Annotated in this window: 17 protein-coding genes; 7 read left to right on the forward strand and 10 right to left on the reverse strand. The window is 70.0% G+C overall.

Translation table 11 applies throughout. The annotated features are described in order from the left end of the window. Positions 1-29 precede the first annotated feature (29 nt). A complete protein-coding gene (locus VF106_RS31620; protein WP_330843554.1) occupies positions 30-683 on the forward strand; it encodes a response regulator in 654 nt (217 codons plus the stop codon). Here the strand turns inward: VF106_RS31620 and VF106_RS31625 are convergent. Both VF106_RS31625 and VF106_RS31630 read right to left on the reverse strand, forming a co-directional pair. Continuing rightward, positions 680-1,327 (reverse strand): DUF4232 domain-containing protein, encoded by a 648-nt coding sequence (locus VF106_RS31625; RefSeq protein WP_330843555.1) that lies wholly within the window; start codon positions 1,325-1,327, stop codon positions 680-682. The genes VF106_RS31620 and VF106_RS31625 overlap by 4 nt on opposite strands. A 193-nt stretch (positions 1,328-1,520) precedes the next feature. Continuing rightward, positions 1,521-1,949 carry a hypothetical protein gene (locus VF106_RS31630; RefSeq protein WP_330843556.1) on the reverse strand — a complete coding sequence of 143 codons (429 nt, stop codon included), beginning with the start codon at positions 1,947-1,949 and terminating at the stop codon, positions 1,521-1,523. A 260-nt stretch (positions 1,950-2,209) separates the two neighbouring features. On the opposite strand from VF106_RS31630, the gene VF106_RS31635 reads away from it, so the two are divergent. Then, positions 2,210-2,974, forward strand: a complete 765-nt coding sequence (locus VF106_RS31635; RefSeq protein WP_330843557.1) for an arylamine N-acetyltransferase family protein — start codon at positions 2,210-2,212, stop codon at positions 2,972-2,974. Here the strand turns inward: VF106_RS31635 and VF106_RS31640 are convergent. The 3 genes from VF106_RS31640 to pheA form a co-directional block, all read right to left on the reverse strand. Continuing rightward, positions 2,964-3,764, reverse strand: coding sequence for an ABC transporter permease (locus tag VF106_RS31640; protein WP_330843558.1), 801 nt, complete (start codon positions 3,762-3,764; stop codon positions 2,964-2,966). The genes VF106_RS31635 and VF106_RS31640 overlap by 11 nt on opposite strands. Beyond that, a complete protein-coding gene (locus tag VF106_RS31645) occupies positions 3,761-4,717 on the reverse strand; it encodes an efflux ABC transporter ATPase subunit, DrrA-related (protein ID WP_330843559.1) in 957 nt (318 codons plus the stop codon). The genes VF106_RS31640 and VF106_RS31645 overlap by 4 nt, the downstream gene beginning before the upstream one ends. Before the next feature lie 72 nt (positions 4,718-4,789). Further along, complete coding sequence (gene pheA / locus VF106_RS31650; protein WP_330843560.1) at positions 4,790-5,707, reverse strand: prephenate dehydratase; 918 nt, start codon at positions 5,705-5,707, stop codon at positions 4,790-4,792. 99 nt (positions 5,708-5,806) lie between these two features. Here pheA and VF106_RS31655 point away from each other — a divergent pair, with 99 nt between their 5' ends. Further along, complete coding sequence (locus VF106_RS31655; protein WP_414639107.1) at positions 5,807-6,418, forward strand: macro domain-containing protein; 612 nt, start codon at positions 5,807-5,809, stop codon at positions 6,416-6,418. 118 nt (positions 6,419-6,536) lie between these two features. Further along, on the forward strand, positions 6,537-6,923 hold the full coding sequence (locus VF106_RS31660) for an SCO5389 family protein (RefSeq protein ID WP_330843562.1): 387 nt from the start codon (positions 6,537-6,539) through the stop codon (positions 6,921-6,923). Between the two features lie 55 nt (positions 6,924-6,978). Here the strand turns inward: VF106_RS31660 and VF106_RS31665 are convergent, their stop codons facing one another. After that, a complete protein-coding gene (locus tag VF106_RS31665; protein ID WP_330843563.1) occupies positions 6,979-7,476 on the reverse strand; it encodes a GNAT family N-acetyltransferase in 498 nt (165 codons plus the stop codon). Between the two features lie 29 nt (positions 7,477-7,505). Here VF106_RS31665 and coaA point away from each other — a divergent pair, with 29 nt between their 5' ends. Genes coaA through VF106_RS31680 form a run of 3 tightly spaced genes read left to right on the forward strand, consistent with a single transcriptional unit; the run spans position 7,506 to position 9,858 of the window. Further along, positions 7,506-8,438, forward strand: coding sequence for a type I pantothenate kinase (gene coaA / locus VF106_RS31670; RefSeq protein WP_330843564.1), 933 nt, complete (start codon positions 7,506-7,508; stop codon positions 8,436-8,438). A gap of 30 nt (positions 8,439-8,468) precedes the next feature. After that, the gene (locus VF106_RS31675; protein ID WP_330843565.1) at positions 8,469-9,212 is read left to right on the forward strand and encodes a maleylpyruvate isomerase family mycothiol-dependent enzyme; all 744 of its coding nucleotides are present in this window, start codon (positions 8,469-8,471) and stop codon (positions 9,210-9,212) included. 10 nt (positions 9,213-9,222) lie between these two features. Continuing rightward, on the forward strand, positions 9,223-9,858 hold the full coding sequence (locus VF106_RS31680) for a response regulator (RefSeq protein WP_330843566.1): 636 nt from the start codon (positions 9,223-9,225) through the stop codon (positions 9,856-9,858). Here the strand turns inward: VF106_RS31680 and VF106_RS31685 are convergent. From VF106_RS31685 to VF106_RS31700, 4 genes are all read right to left on the reverse strand, one after another. Beyond that, positions 9,844-10,482 carry a class I SAM-dependent DNA methyltransferase gene (locus VF106_RS31685; RefSeq protein ID WP_330843567.1) on the reverse strand — a complete coding sequence of 213 codons (639 nt, stop codon included), beginning with the start codon at positions 10,480-10,482 and terminating at the stop codon, positions 9,844-9,846. The two genes, VF106_RS31680 and VF106_RS31685, sit on opposite strands and share 15 nt — an antisense overlap. A gap of 69 nt (positions 10,483-10,551) precedes the next feature. After that, positions 10,552-13,038: an ABC transporter permease gene (locus tag VF106_RS31690; protein ID WP_330843586.1), complete on the reverse strand. Its 2,487-nt coding sequence runs from the start codon at positions 13,036-13,038 to the stop codon at positions 10,552-10,554. Continuing rightward, the gene (locus tag VF106_RS31695) at positions 13,038-13,775 is read right to left on the reverse strand and encodes an ABC transporter ATP-binding protein (protein WP_524535862.1); all 738 of its coding nucleotides are present in this window, start codon (positions 13,773-13,775) and stop codon (positions 13,038-13,040) included. Before VF106_RS31695 ends, VF106_RS31690 begins: the two co-directional genes overlap by 1 nt. Positions 13,776-13,879: 104 nt before the next feature. Beyond that, positions 13,880-15,016 carry a GAF domain-containing sensor histidine kinase gene (locus tag VF106_RS31700; protein WP_330843569.1) on the reverse strand — a complete coding sequence of 379 codons (1,137 nt, stop codon included), beginning with the start codon at positions 15,014-15,016 and terminating at the stop codon, positions 13,880-13,882. Positions 15,017-15,062: the final 46 nt, after the last annotated feature.

The raw sequence follows: 15,062 nt of genomic DNA on the forward strand, positions 1-15,062 counted from the left end.
CGGTGCCACGGAGCGGGTGAGCCGGCGTCGTGATTCGTGTACTGATCGCCGACGACCAGGAGATGGTGCGTGCGGGTTTCCGGATGATCCTGGAGACGCAGGACGACATCGAGGTGGTCGCCGACGTCCCGGACGGGTTGTCCGCGGTGCGCAAGGCACGGGACCTGCGGCCGGACGTGTGCCTGCTGGACATCCGCATGCCGGGTCTTGACGGGCTCGAGGTGACCAAGACGCTCGCCGGTCCCGGGGTCACCGACCCGCTGAAGGTCGTCGTGGTCACCACGTTCGACCTGGACGAGTACGTGCACGCCGCGCTGTCCAACGGCGCCAACGGCTTCCTGCTCAAGGACGCCGGGCCCGCGCTGCTGCTGGAGGCCGTGCGCGCGGCCGACCGCGGTGACGCGCTGGTGTCGCCCCAGATCACCGTGCGGCTGCTGCGGCACTTCGCGACGGCGAACGCGACCGCGCCGGCCGACACGGCGGCCGAGCCGTTGACCGAGCGGGAGCGCGACGTCGTGCGTGCCGCCGCCCGCGGGTTGACGAACACCGAGATCGGCACCGAGCTGTACCTGTCCCTGTCCACGGTGAAGACGCACCTTGCCGCGGTGCAGGCCAAGATCGGGGCCCGCAACCGCGTCGAGGTGGCCGCGTGGGCGTGGCGCACCGGCCTGATGGCCAGCTAGGCCCCGGCGCCTGCCTGCACAGTCGCGACGGTCAGCTGGTTGCCGGGCGGACTGCCGGCGCAACCGGTGCCCGGGTTGGGCACGAACGCCGAGTCGTAGTCGTGCGGCGGGTAGATGCGCAGGCCACGAACCTCGGTGGGCTGACACGTCGCCGGGTCGTAGTTCTGCACCTGTACGAACCCGATGTCGGCGAACGCGCTGTCGCCCGGCTTGAGGGTGATCACCGGGCCCTTCTCACCGGTCCGGAAGGCGGCGGGCCCGACCTGGTGCCCGTCGTCGCCCGCGACGTAGGAGACGCCGGGGAAGCCCTGGATCGTGCAGGTCCGGGCGCCCTTGTTGGTGAAGACGAGGCTGCGGTAGGTCGTGCCGGCAGTGCCTTCGGCCTCGCTCAGGCGCAGGTCCAGGTCGGCGACCTTGCACTCGCCGCCGTCGGCGGCCGGCGCCGGCTGCTGGGGTTGCGGCGTGGCCGGTGGGGCCGTGGCCGAGGTCGTGGGGGTTGTCGTCGTGGTGACCGACTGGGGGATGGACGGCACGTCCGGGTTCCCGGTGCTGGCCGTTCCGCCACCGCTGTCACAGCCGGCGAGGAGAAGCGCGACCGCCGCGCCGCGGATGAGTACGCCTGTCCGGATTCGTGTTCGCAGCATTGGTCATTCGCCTCCGTCTGGCCCCGACACCACTGGACGCTGCTCTGATGAATAGACGTTGCTCTCGCAGGAGGGGTTGCTTCGTCACCGGATGTACCCCTGAACGGGTAACAACAAACGGTGTTCGCTCACCTACAGTGAGCAGAACGGCGGCCACGCCCCCGAGGGGGGACGTGGCCGTCAGTCGTTGGGATCAGTGGATGGGCGCGCTCTTCGGCTTCTTCGTCTCGTAGGCCGCCAGCGCGCGGATGATCTTGTCGCGTTTGCGACGGGTGTCCAGGTACGAACGCGGGCTCGCGATGAGGATCGCGTCCGTCCACCCGTACCGGGTCCAGACTTTCGCGAATGTCCGGTTCGGACGGTCGCGAAGGTCGGAGACCGCCACCTGGATCACGTTGCGGCTCTTGAGATGGCGGGTCCGCAGACCGTTCTCGGTGAGACCCACCTCCCACAGCACGCCGCGGGCGGCGGTCGCCGCGGCGAGGAGGGCGCGGTCACGACCGCAGGCGAGCTCGAGGGAGAAGTCCCTGTCCAGCTCACGGGTTCGCCACTTCCCGAGCACGTACCGAGTGACGAAAGCCAGAACGATGACCACACTGGCTGCGATGAGAAATGTGTACATGATGCCCTGCACCTCCTGCCTGCAAGCCGTCCAACCCCAGGAAGACGGCGTGGTTCGGCAGGCCGACCCGGCTGCGCCGACGGGTCATCAGGTCATCCGAAGCACCTCTTACCGTTTCCAGGTTGTTACGAATCCACCCTGCTTCAATATCCATTAGCGACTAGCCACAGAGGTTCGTCAAGCCTTCCGTCAAAACTGGAACTTCGGGAAAAGTTTTCCCGCTTGACCTCTACCTAGGTGGAGCATCGACCGTAGACAGTATGGACTTCGACACTGTCACCCAGTACCTCGACCGCATCGGGGCCCGCCTGCCCGCGGCGCCCTCGGTTTCCGCACTGCGGGAGCTACACCGCCGGCATCTCGAGGCCGTGCCGTTCGAGAACCTGTCCATCCACCTCGGCGAGCCCATCGTACTGACCGAGGACGCGCTCGTCGACAAGATCGTGCGGCGGGCACGAGGCGGGTTCTGCTACGAGCTCAACGGGGCGTTCGCCGGGCTCCTCACCGCGCTCGGCTTCGACGTGCAGCTGCTCGCGGCCAGCATGGTCCGCAAGGACGGCACGCTCACGCCCGCCTTCGACCACCTCACCCTGCTCGTCGAGCTGGACCAGCGCTACCTCGTCGACGTGGGTTCCGGTGAGGGCGCGGTGTACCCGCTGCGCGTGGACTGGCCCGAGCCGCAGCACGATCCGGCCGGCTCGTTCCTCGTCCTCGACGCGCCGGGCGGGGACTTCGACGTCCTGATGGACGGCGTGCCCCAGTACCGCGCCGAACGGCGGCCGCGAGGGCTGGCCGACTTCACGCGCGGATGCTGGTGGCACGCCACCGCACCGGAGTCCCACTTCCGCGAGGCGCCGCGGTGCTCCCGCCGGACCGAGACCGGACGCGTCACCATCGCCGGCAACCGCCTCCTGGAGACCGTGCACGAGGAGCGCGTCGAGACCACCCTCGACACGGACGCCGACGTGCTCGCGGCCTACGAGAAGCACTTCGGGATCCACCTCACCCGGGTGCCTACTTGCTAGCCACCTTCCGGTACTTCGCCACCGACAGCGGCACGAACACCGCCAGGATCACCAGCGAGGACAGCAGCGCGTACAGCACCGCGTTGTCCGCCGGCCAGCCCGGCGACGGCGCCATGCCCAGCGGCGCCTCATTGCCGAACAGGTCGCGCACCGACTGGATCACCGCCGTGAACGGGTTCCACTCCGCGATCGCACGTAACGGCCCCGGCATCGTGCCCGCACCGACGAACGCCGACGAGATGAACGACAGCGGGAACAACCACATCAACCCGGCACTCTGCGCGACCTCGACACTCGGCGCCGACAGCCCGATCAACGCGCCGATCCACGACATCGCGAACCCGAACAGCAGGAGCAGCAGGTATGCGAGCACCGCGTCCAGGAAACTGCCCCGGATCCGCCAGCCGACGAGTAACCCGCACAGCGACATGATCACGAGCGCTATCGACGACACGACGAGGTCCGAGACCGTCCGGCCCATCAGCACGGCGAGGCGCGACATCGGCAGCGAGCGAAACCGGTCGATGATGCCTTTCTGCAGGTCGTTACACAACCCGATCACGGTGAACGCCGAGTTGAACGAGATGGTCTGCACGAAGATGCCGGCGATCAGGAACTCGCGGTACTGGGTGCCGCCCAGCGCGCCACCGAACACGTACGCGAACAGCAGTACGAACATGATCGGCTGGATCACCGCGGCGAACAGCCAGTCGGCGCTGCGCCGGACGTTGAGCAGGTTGCGCCACGTGACGATGCCGCCGTCACGCAGGCCCTGGGCGAGCACAGTCACTGGGAGTCCTCCGTCACGTGACCAGTAAGGGACAGGAACACGTCGTCGAGCGTCGGCCGGTGCAGGCCGACGTCCAGGACGGTCACGCCTTCGACGTCGAGCCGGCGCAACGCCTCGATCAGCGACTTCGGACCTCCGTCGACCACCACCTGGACCCGCCGGCTGTGCCGGTCGGTGGTCGGCTCGCCGGCACCGACCTCGGCCAGCACCCGCACCGCCGCGTCCAGGTCGGCCTCGTCGGCCACCACGATCTCCAGCTTCTCGCCGCCGACCTCGCTCTTCAGCTCGTCGGCGCTGCCGCTGGCGATCACGCGGCCGTGGTCGATCACCAGGATGGTGTTGGCCAGCTGGTCGGCCTCCTCCAGATACTGGGTGGTCAGCAGCACCGTAGCGCCGTCCGACACCAGCTCGCCGATGACCTCCCACGTGTCGAGGCGGCCTCGCGGGTCGAGACCGGTGGTCGGCTCGTCGAGCAGCACCACCTGCGGTTCCGCGACCAGCGCGCCGGCGAGGTCGAGGCGCCTGCGCATGCCGCCCGAGTACGTCTTGGCCGGGCGGCCGGCCGCGTCGGTGAGCCGGAACCGGGTGATCAGCTCGTCGGCGCGTTTGCGTGCGTCCGGTTTGTTCATGCCGTACAGCCGGCCGACCATGTACAGGTTCTCGAAGCCGGTCAGGTTCTCGTCGACGGCCGCGTACTGGCCGGACAACCCGATCGACTCACGCACCTTGTTCGGCTCGGCCAGCACGTCGTACCCGGCGACCCACGCGCGGCCGGAGTCTGGACGTAAGAGGGTGGTCAGGATCCGCACAGCGGTGGTCTTGCCTGCCCCGTTCGGGCCGAGCAGGCCGAGTACCGTGCCGGTCGGTATCTCAAGGTCGATGCCGTCCAGGGCGCGTGTGGACCCGAAGGTCTTGACCAACGCCTCGGCACGGACGGCCACGTCCGTTGGCATGTGAGGTCTCCCCTGCCTCGTCTGATGTGACGGGGCGCACTGTAGACCTCGGCACCGACAGTTTCGCGTGGTTTATCTGGTGCGCCCGTCCCGCACGTTCGCCACCCACCGCTCCGCCGCCGCGTAGTCCTCGTCGGCGTTGTAGGCGCCGGCGATGGTGGCGCTGCCGTCGACCTTCGGGTACGAGCCGAGGAAGCGAACGTCCTGGCAGCGCCGGTGCAGGGCGGCGAGCGCGTCGCCGACCCGCCGTTCGGCGACGTGTCCGTCGAAGTCGAGGTAGAAGCGGTACTCCCCCAGCCGGCCCTTCAGCGGGCGGGACTCGATGCGGCTCAGGTTGATGCCGCGCAGGGCCAGCTCGGTGAGCAGTTCCGCCAGCACGCCGGTGCGCTCGTAGGCCGCGACCACGGCAATCGAGGTGCGGTCCGAGCCGGTCGGCGGCGGCAGCTCGCCGGGGCGCTGCAGGACGAGGAAGCGGGTGACCGCGTCGGCGACGTCCGCGATGCCGGTCGCCAGCACGTCGAGCTTGTAGTGGGTGACGGCGACCGGGGCGGTGATGGCGGCGTCGTAGTTCCCGTCGAGCACCCCGACCGCGGCGGCGGCCGTCGAGGTGGACGCCAGCTGGGTGGCGTGGCCGATGTTGGCGGCGAGCCAGCCCTGGACCTGGGCGAGCGCGTGCGGATGGCTGGCCACGGACTTGACGTCGGCCATCGTCATCCCCGGCCGCACGAGCAGGGAGAACGTGACCGGCAGCACGACCTCGGCGACCGCCACCAGTGGCTCGTCCTCGGTGAGCGCGTCCATGGTGGCCGACACCGCGCCCTCGACCGAGTTCTCCACCGGCACACAGGCCAGGTCGGCGCGACCATCCCGCACCATGGCAAGCGCTTCCGGCACGGTCACCGCCGGCACGAGCGTGTCGTCCGGGCGGGCCGCGCGGGCGGCCTGTTCGGAGAAGGTTCCCTGCGGCCCGAAGTAGGCGATGCTCGGCACCTGGACACCCTATGCCGTCCACCTGACCGCCCGTTCGACGTAACCCGATGGTGGCAACAGTTATCGGATGGCGGTTACGTCCAGTGCCGTCGAGATGCAATGCTGAGGCCCGTGACCGCCGCCGAAGAGGCTGAGAAGGCAGGGACCGCGGCCGGAGAACCGCTTCGCCTGGTGCTGTGTGCCGTGGAAGATCCCCTGGCCGAAGCATGGGAAGCGGCCGCGGACGGGCGGCTGGAGGTCTACACGCACAGAGGCTCGACCCTGGACGTGGCCGCCGAGGCGGTCGTGAGCCCGGCGAACTCGTTCGGGTGGATGCGGGGCGGGATCGACGCCGTCTACGCACACGCGTTCCCGTCCATCGAGCAACACGTGCGCAGCGCGATACTGGCCTACCACGGCGGTGAGCTGCCGGTCGGCCAGGCGGTGATCGTGCCGACGGACGCCTCCGCGCCGGCCTGGCTGATCAGCGCGCCGACCATGCGGTCACCCGGCGAGGTCCTGCCCCCGGACACCGTGCACCCCTACCTCGCGGCGCGGGCCGTGTTCAAGCTGTGGCGGTACGGCCGCCTCGAGGACGACCGTCCGGTCCGCGGCGTGGTGTCCACGATCGCGATGCCCGGCCTCGGCACCGGCGTGGGCGGGGTGCCACCGCAGGTGTGCGCCCGCCAGGTGATGGCGGCCTGGGACGAGGTCCTCGCCGACGCGCGGTGATTGCCGAAACGACACGGTCACCAAATTGGCCGCCAGATTCACACTAAGGACGGCTCGCCAATATTGTGTCGGGCGGGTTAGCTGGGTAGCGACCGGAAATTCCTGGCAAGGAGGTCCAATGTCGCTGACCGTCCCAGCCGACCTGTTGGAGAAAGCCCAGCAGGGCCCGGTGTCCGACGACGAATTCATCGCGTGCATCCGTGACTCGCTGCCCTACGCGTGGTCGGTCGTCACGGATCTCGCCGACCGGCTCTCGGCGGGCGAAGGGCCGTTCGCCGACAACCAGAAGGAGCCGCCGGACGAGCAGGCCCGTGGTCAACTCCTGCGCCTGGTCGGCAGCGATGCCATGCGTGGCGCCGTCGAACGGCACTTCAACGTGCGACTGGCGTTCCAGAACTGCCACCGCGTCGCGCTGTTCGACCCGGCCGCGCACAACGCGTACGCCGACTTCGTCAGCCCGAGGGCGCAACTGCTGAACCAGAGCCCCGAATTGGTCAACTGCTGACAAGTGCCGAAAAGGGAGTCCCTGTGGCTCCCTTTTCGACAATTGACATATGCAGCTATTGCAATTCCATTGTCAGTTCCAGCTCGTCGCGGATGGGAATGCCGTCCAGGCCGAGCGACGGAATCTCCGGTTTGATCTTTCTCGTCTCGTCGACGGCGCCGACCCGAAGTGCGGAGAGCCGGAAGCCGGCGCGTTGGTAGAAGCGCAGCGCTCGGGTGTTGTCGTTCGTGGTGGTCACGTGGACGCGACGGACGCCCGTGGCTCGGCACTCCTCGACCAGCGCGCCGAGCAGTGCCGAGCCGACACCGCCGCCCGCGAACGCGTTGATCGTCACCAGCTCGGCCACGCCGTCGCGCACGAGGTAGGTGAGCAGGCCCACCACCTCGTCGCCCGACTCCGCGAGCCAGCCAGGCAGGGTCGACGCGTCCACCACGCCGCCCAGCGACAGGGCCACCACCTCGACCGCGCCCCACTCACGCACGAGCAGCGGCGTCACGACGGGCTTGTCGGCCGAGGTGAGCGGGCGGAGCGTGTACGGAGTCACAGTGCTCATGCTGCCCGGACCCCTTAACGTTTGTTGACGTGGCCGTAAAGACCCGCGACCTCAGCCCGTACGTGGAGTTGCGTCGCGAGCAGTGGCGGGAGCTACGGCGCGCCACACCACTGACACTGACGCTCGACGAGCTGGTACGGCTGCGTGGCCTCGGCGACCCGGTCGACCTGGACGAGGTGGTCGACGTCTACCTGCCGCTGTCCCGGCTGATCAGCCTGCGGGTCGCGGCACGGCAGCGGTTACACGCGGACACGACGTCGTTCCTCGGCGAGCCCTCGACCCGGCAGGTGCCGTTCGTGATCGGGATCGCCGGCAGCGTCGCGGTCGGCAAGTCCACGACGGCGCGGCTGCTGCGCACGTTGCTCGCTCGCTGGCCGCACCACCCACGGGTGGACCTGGTGACCACCGACGGGTTCCTGTGGCCGAAGGCGGACCTGATCCGGCGCGGCATGATGAGCCGCAAGGGTTTCCCGGAGAGCTACGACCGACGTAGTCTGCTGCGGTTCGTCACCGACGTGAAGTCCGGCGCGCCCGAGGTGCACGCACCCGTGTACTCGCACCTGCTGTACGACATCGTGCCCGACGAGTTACAGGTCGTGCGCAGGCCGGACATCCTGATCATCGAAGGCCTGAACGTGCTGCTCCCCGGCCAGGGGCTGACCGTGGCGGACCTGTTCGACTTCTCGATCTACGTGGACGCGCACACCGACGACATCGCCCGCTGGTACGTGGAGCGGTTCCTGACCCTGCGGGACACGGCGTTCGCCGACCCGGACTCGCACTTCCACCACTACGCGGGCCTCACCGACGAGGACGCTCGCGCGGAGGCCACGAAGCTCTGGCAGAAGATCAACGAGCCGAACCTCGTGCGGAACATCCTGCCGACCCGACCGAGGGCGTCGCTGGTACTCAGGAAGGACGCCGACCACCGGATCAGCCGGGTTCGCCTGCGGAAACTCTGATTCTCGGTGCCTTGTGGTTGGGTAGTCGGAGTGGACGAGCAGAGATTTCTGGAGTGTCTGGAGGCCGACTACACCCGGCTTCGCGAGGTCGCTCCGGACGCGCTGGACGAGCCGGTGCCCACCTGTCCTGGGTGGACCGGTCGTGACCTGGTGCGGCACGTGGCGGAGGTGTACCTGCACAAGGCGGAGACCCTGCGCCAGGGCACCTGGCCGACGCCGTGGCCGCCGGAGCTACCCGGCGACCCGATCGTCGAGCTCGATGACGCCTACCGGCGGCTCGTCGGGGAGCTGACCGCACGCAAGCCGACGGACCACGCCCTGACCTGGTACGAGCCGGACCAGACCGTCGGGTTCTGGTTACGCAGGATGGCGCAGGAGACCGTGATCCACCGGTTCGACGCCGAACTGGCGGCGTCGGTGCCGCTCGCGCCGGTCCCGACCGATCTCGCCGAGGACGGCATCGAAGAGCTGCTGGTGTGCTTCCTCACCTACGCGTCGGACGAGTACCCGGACGAGCTGGGCGAGCACCTGACCGACTGCGACGGCCGGACGGTGCAGATCGCGACCGAGGGCGCGGGCTGGCAGGTGCAGATCGGTCCGACCGAGGTCACGGTCGAGCGCGGGCACTTCGACGCCGAGGCGGGGGTGGCGGGGGAAGCCGCCGCCGTGCTGCGGTGGGTGTGGCGACGCGCGGGGGACGACGCGGTCACGCTGGAGGGCAACAGGTGGGTGCTCGGCAAGCTGCGGACACTGCTGGGGGTCACGACGCAATAGGCTCTCGGGTATGGCTGTGCGCGTGGCACTCGTCGACGATCACGAGGTGGTGCGGCGCGGGCTGCGTGACCTGCTCGACGGTGAGCCCGGCATCGAGGTGGTGGCCGAGGCGGGCGGCGTCGAGGAGGCGCTGACACGGGTCGGAGCGACGTTGCCGGACGTGGTGGTGGTCGACGTGCGGCTGCCGGACGGCGACGGGGTGGCGCTGTGCCGTGCTTTGCGGTCTCTGGACCCGGCACCGAAGTGCCTGGTGCTGACCGCGTTCGACGACGAGCGCGCTCTGGTCGAGGCGATCATGGCGGGGGCGTCCGGGTACCTGCTGAAACAGGTGCGTGGGCAGGACCTGGTGGACGCCGTGCGCGAGGTCGCGGCCGGCCGGTCGCTGTTGGACCCGGTCACGACCGCGCACGTGCTGGACCGCATGCGCGAGTCGGCGAAGACCGACGAGCTGACAGCGCTCACCGAACGCGAGCGAGCCGTGCTGGAGCTGATGGGCGAGGGCATGACCAACCGCCAGATCGCCGAGCGACTGTTCCTGGCGGAGAAGACGGTCAAGAACTACGTGACGTCGGTGCTCGCGAAGCTCGGCATGGAGCGCCGCACGCAGGCGGTGGCGTGGATCGCCCGGCGGTCACAGCGGGACTGACACCCGGCGGGCCAGCATGTAGGCCTGTGCTGTGTCCTCCGGGTAGTCGCCGCCCTCGTCGGGGGCGCGGTGGAGGGTTGCGCGCACGGTGAAGCCCGCCGCCGCCAGTAACTCGGCCATGTGGTCCGGTTGGCGGTGGTGGAAGTGCAGCGACACGTCGTGCGTGCCCGCCCTGGTGCGGTGCACCACCTCGTCGCCTGCCTGGAATGCCAGCAGTAGGTGGCCGCCCGGTGTCAGGACCCGGTGGAACTCCGCCAGGGCCGTCGGCAGCTGAGAGTCCGGGACGTGGATGGTCGGGTACCAGGCGACCACGCCGCCCAGTGTGGCGTCCTCGATGGCCAGTGCCGTCATCGTGCCCTCGGTGAAGCGCAGGTCCGGGTAGGTGCGACGGGCGATCTCGATCATTCGTGGCGACAGGTCGATGCCGAAGGCCGAGACACCTCGGTCACGCAGGAACGCCGTCACCCGGCCGGTGCCGCAGCCGACGTCGACCACCGGGCCCGTCGCCAGCTCCGCGAACGCCGTCAGCATGGCTCGGTCGAAGGGTTTGGTCGTCAGCTCACCGTCGATCCACGTCGCGTAGTCCTCTGCCGTGGCGTCGTAGGAACGTCTGGTGTCGTCCACGACCGGTGACCGTAACGTGCCCGCGGGCGCCTCCGTGGAGGTCGCCCGCGGGCGGTGTGACCGGGCCGATCAGGCGGGTGCGACAGCCGCCTGGGCCGGTCGGGTCCTCAGCCCCAACCAGGTGGAGATCAACGTGGCGCCGAAGGTCAGGACGGCAGCCGCACCGATCACGCTCAGGTACACGGCCAGCGGCCCCTTCGGCAGGAGCGAACCGTCCGTGACCAGGGTGAACGGCACCAGCGCCATGGACGCCACCACCGTGCCGAGCAGCACACCGATCACCGTCGTCATACCCGCTTCGATAGTCATCATGCGCAGCACCTGGCCCCGGGTGGCGCCCGTCAGGCGTTGGAGAGCGAACTCGCGACGGCGTGCGGTCGTCGACATCACCAGGCTGTTCACAACACTTATGGCGGTGTAGAAGATGATCATGCCGGACATCAGGTAGTTGATCCACGCGCCGAGTTCCTGGTCCTGCGCGTAGCCCGAGACCAGCGTGTCGCGGTCCACCACGGCGATGCCCGGCCGGTCGGCGAAGGCCGCCGCCACCGCGGCGGGGTCGTCCGTGCGGACCATGATCTGCGACGGCAGGCCCGACGTCGTGTGCTCGGCCACCAGCGTGGCGGGCATCAGCAGCGTCTCGAAGCCCTCCTGCGCCGGGTACAGGGCCACGATCCGGACGTCCTCCTCGGCGCCGTCGCCCATCCGCATGGTGATCGTGTCGCCCACTCCCCGGCCCAGCTCCGCCGCGTGTGCCGCCGGCAGCGCCACGGTGTTGCCGGTCAGGTCGGCCAACGTCCCGGACGTCGGGCGGAACGCGGTCGTCTCAGCGGCGGCGGAACCCGTTACGCCCTGGACCGGCCAGCCGTCCTCGGCCTGGGACGAGTCGTACGGTTTGGCGACGAAGGCGATGCTCGTCGTGTACTCCGAGGCCGCCTTGACGCCCGGCACCGCGGCCACCTCGTCCACCAGGCCAGCCGGCACGTCACCGGAGAGCACGACGTCCGCGCGCAGGTTCTCCACGAACGCCTCGTTCGCCACCGCGATCGACGTGGTCTGCAGGTAGATGTTGGCCGTCGCGATGCCGGTGGCCAGCATGATCGGCGTGACCACGGCCGCCACCCGCACGGCGCGGGTCTTCGTCGACAGGATCGCCAGGTGACCCGCCACACCGGTCACCGCACGGACCGGCCAGCGCAGAACCGCCATGACCATCTTCGTGAGTCCCGGAGACACCAGCGCCAGCGCGATCGCCCACAACATCACTGAAGGTCCAGCCGTCGAAGCGGCGATCGGTCCGGTCATCACCGCGATCGTGACGATGAACAACGCGAGCCCGCCGCCGAACGCCAGTACCGCGAACAGGACCCGCACCCAGCTCAGCCACTTGCGCTGGATGGCGGCGTCGGCGAGTGCATCGGTCGGCCGGGTCCGCGCCGCCCGACGGCCCGCGATGAGCGCGCCGAAGAACGAGCCGATCAGCACCGCGCCGACGGCCACGACCATGGGGATCCAGCCGGTCTGGTGGATCATCTCCGCCGGCACGATGCCGCGCGAGGCCAGCCGGTCGAACAGCCACTCGCCGAACACCGAACCCAACAGGCAGCCGATCCCGGCCGCGAACACTCCCATGAACAGGGCCTCGCCGAGGACCATCCGTCGCAGCTGCCCGGGTGTCGTGCCGACGGCCCGCAGCAGGGCCAGCTCGCGCTGCCGCTGCTGGATCGACAACCCCAGCGTCGTGGACACCACGAACAGCATCACCCCGGTCGCGAGCCCGCCGAACACCGCGGCCAGCACGATCAGGTTCTCCCCCGCGGAACCGGACTCGAGGTGCTCGGCCCAGCCCCGCTCGTCGCCCGCCAGCAGCGTCGCGTTCTGACCCGGCAGAAGCTGCCCGATCCGGTCGGCCACCGCACCGAGGTCCGCGCCGGCTTCGGTGCGCACCCCGATCAGGTCCACCGTGTTCGGATGACCGGCGAGCCGCGCGGCCTGGCTGTCGGAGAAGAACACCGCCTGCCCCGGCACGAGGCCGGACACCGTGAAGGTCTGGGCCGTCCCCCGCACGACCAGGTCGACCCGGTCGCCGACCGCCGTGCCCGACCCCTGCCCGAGCACGACCTCCCCCTGGGCGGGTGCCTTCCCCGACACCAGCGCGACGGGGGTCAGCGAGGCCGACGACCAGCCGTGGGCGTCGACGCCGGCGCCGTTCAGCAGTGCCGGCACCGACACGTCCCCCACCGCGGCCGCCACTCCCGGCACCCGCGCGATCTCCTCGAGGAGGTCCGTCGAGAGCCGCACACGTTCGGGCAGGTAGGCGCCCTCGGTGTCCTCCTCCGGGTCGTCGGGGTTCTCCTTCGGCAGCACCCACGTCTGGCTGCCGGTCACCACGAACTGTGTGTTCGCCAGCCGCTGCGCCGGCAGGTCCCCCCGGATGCCGGTCTCCATCAGCCCGCCGCACGCGAGCACCAGCACCGCGCCGAACGTCATCGCGAGGAACGTCGCGACGAACGCGCCCTTGCGGAACCGCAGTGTCCGCAACGCGATCCGGAACATCACCGTGCTCCCACCGGCTCGGCCCACGCGCCGAGGTGCGTCATCCGCTCGGCGACGGCCTCGGCGGTCGGGCGGCGCAGCTCGCCGACGAGGCGTCCGTCGGCGAGGAACACCACGCGGTCGGCGTAGGAGGCGGCGACCGGGTCGTGCGTGACCATGACGATCGTCTGCCCGGCCTGGTCGACCGACGCACGCAGCAGGTTCAGCACGTCCCGCGCGGTGCGGGTGTCGAGCGCGCCGGTCGGCTCGTCGGCGAAGATCACGGCGGGGCGGGTGATCAACGCGCGGGCGATCGCCACCCGCTGCTGCTGGCCACCGGACAGCTCGCCGGGCAGGTGCCGACGCCGCTCGGACAGGCCAACCTGCTGCAGGACGCGCTCGACGGCGTCGCGGTTCGCGCGCCGGCCGGCGAGGCGCAGCGGCAGCGTCACGTTGTCCTGTACGGAGAACGCCGGCAGCAGGTTGAACGCCTGGAAGACGAAGCCGATGCGGTCGCGGCGCAGCTTGGTCAGCTCGACCTCGGAGAGCTTGGACAGCTCCTGGTCGTCGAGGAGCACGGAGCCGCGGGTGGGGCGGTCCAGCCCGGCCGCACAGTGCAGGAAGGTGCTCTTACCGGAGCCGGACGGGCCCATGACAGCCGTGAAGGTGGCCCTGGGGAAAGCGATGGTGACACCGTCGAGCGCGGTCACGCTGTTGCGGCGCCCGCCGTAGGTCTTCACCACGTCGGTGAGTCGCACCACGTCGGTGCTGATGTCATTTGTGTGTCGCACAAGGAAAAGCGTCGCGTCTGCGCGCCCGAAGTTCACTGGTGTCGGCAGGCGGAACCGAGGTGGGGGTAGCCCTACCCTTTGGCGAGAGGCACGGTCCAGGTGACGGTCGTGCCCTGCGGCGAGGACCGCACGACGCAGTGACCGCCGGCCTGCTCGGCACGTTCCTCGAGGTGTTTGAGGCCGCGGTGGGTCACGCCTTCGGGAATGCCGCAGCCGTCGTCGGTGACGACCAGCTCCAGCGCGTGGTTTCGTCCGATGTGGACGGAGACGCTGTGTGCGCCGGAATGGCGGACCACATTGGACAGTGTCTCCCGCAGCGCGGCGCGGGCGTGGTCGGCGACCGTGGCCGGGATACCGGTGAGGTCGCCGTCGACACTCAGCTTCGGGGCGAACCCCAACAGTTCCCCTGCGATGGCGACCTCGGAGCGAGCGGACTCGGCGAGGTCGGCCACGTGGTCCTCTGGGTCCGGGTTGCGCAGGGCACGGACCACGGCACGGACGTCCTCGATCGACGCGTCGAGCTGGTCGATGGCCTCGGCGAGCCGTTGCGCGTCCTTGCGGGCGAGCTTGCGCGACGGGCGGCGGGCGAGCAGGTCGAGTTGCATGCCGGCGGCGTACAGGCGTTGGACGAGCACGTCGTGCAGGTCGCGGGCAATGCGTTCGCGTTCCTGGTAGAGCGTGAGGCGGGCGCGGGCGGTGGCGCCCTCGGCGAGCACGAGGACGAGCCCGGCCTGCGCGGCGAACGCGGTCAGCACTTCAACGGCGGCCTCGGCGAACGGTCGCGCGCCGCGGTGCCGGTACACGGTGAGCGCGCCGAGCCTGCGTTGCGTTGTGCCGAACGGCGCGGCCGCGAACGGCCCGAAGCTCCGCAGCTCACGCGGCACGAACGGGGCGGTGCGCGGGTCCTCGGCCACGTCGTCGACGACGATCGCGACACCGCTGCGGGCGGTCCTGGCGGCCGAGCTGCGCGGCGAGAGGACGAGGCCGACGGGGTTGGTGAACGTCGGGCCGGGGCTGCCGTGCGCGGCCTCGACGGTGAGGGAGCCGTCCTCGGCGCGGGTCATGACGAGGCCGAGGTCGGCGTCGGCGAGGTCGGCGGCGTGCCGCACGACGAGGCGCAGCACCGCCTCCGGGTCCTCGCCGGAGAGCGCCGCCGTCGCGATCTCGGTGGAGGCACCGAGCGCCTGTGCAGCGAGAGCAGGTTCCATGGCCGTGTTCAGGCTAGACCGCTTGCGGCGTGGCGGGTGAACCTCC

The organism is Actinophytocola sp. (assembly GCF_036378875.1).
GTDB lineage: Bacteria > Actinomycetota > Actinomycetes > Mycobacteriales > Pseudonocardiaceae > Actinophytocola.

Bases quoted from the DNA above. Each gene is read 5' to 3' on its own strand.
- VF106_RS31625 (WP_330843555.1), bottom strand. From the start codon at position 1,327: ATGCTGCGAACACGAATCCGGACAGGCGTACTCATCCGCGGCGCGGCG.
- VF106_RS31630 (WP_330843556.1), bottom strand. From the start codon at position 1,949: ATGTACACATTTCTCATCGCAGCCAGTGTGGTCATCGTTCTGGCTTTC.
- VF106_RS31635 (WP_330843557.1), top strand. From the start codon at position 2,210: ATGGACTTCGACACTGTCACCCAGTACCTCGACCGCATCGGGGCCCGC.
- VF106_RS31645 (WP_330843559.1), bottom strand. From the start codon at position 4,717: ATGCCAACGGACGTGGCCGTCCGTGCCGAGGCGTTGGTCAAGACCTTC.
- VF106_RS31655 (WP_414639107.1), top strand. From the start codon at position 5,807: ATGCTGAGGCCCGTGACCGCCGCCGAAGAGGCTGAGAAGGCAGGGACC.
- VF106_RS31660 (WP_330843562.1), top strand. From the start codon at position 6,537: ATGTCGCTGACCGTCCCAGCCGACCTGTTGGAGAAAGCCCAGCAGGGC.
- VF106_RS31665 (WP_330843563.1), bottom strand. From the start codon at position 7,476: ATGAGCACTGTGACTCCGTACACGCTCCGCCCGCTCACCTCGGCCGAC.
- VF106_RS31680 (WP_330843566.1), top strand. From the start codon at position 9,223: ATGGCTGTGCGCGTGGCACTCGTCGACGATCACGAGGTGGTGCGGCGC.
- VF106_RS31690 (WP_330843586.1), bottom strand. From the start codon at position 13,038: ATGTTCCGGATCGCGTTGCGGACACTGCGGTTCCGCAAGGGCGCGTTC.
- VF106_RS31700 (WP_330843569.1), bottom strand. From the start codon at position 15,016: ATGGAACCTGCTCTCGCTGCACAGGCGCTCGGTGCCTCCACCGAGATC.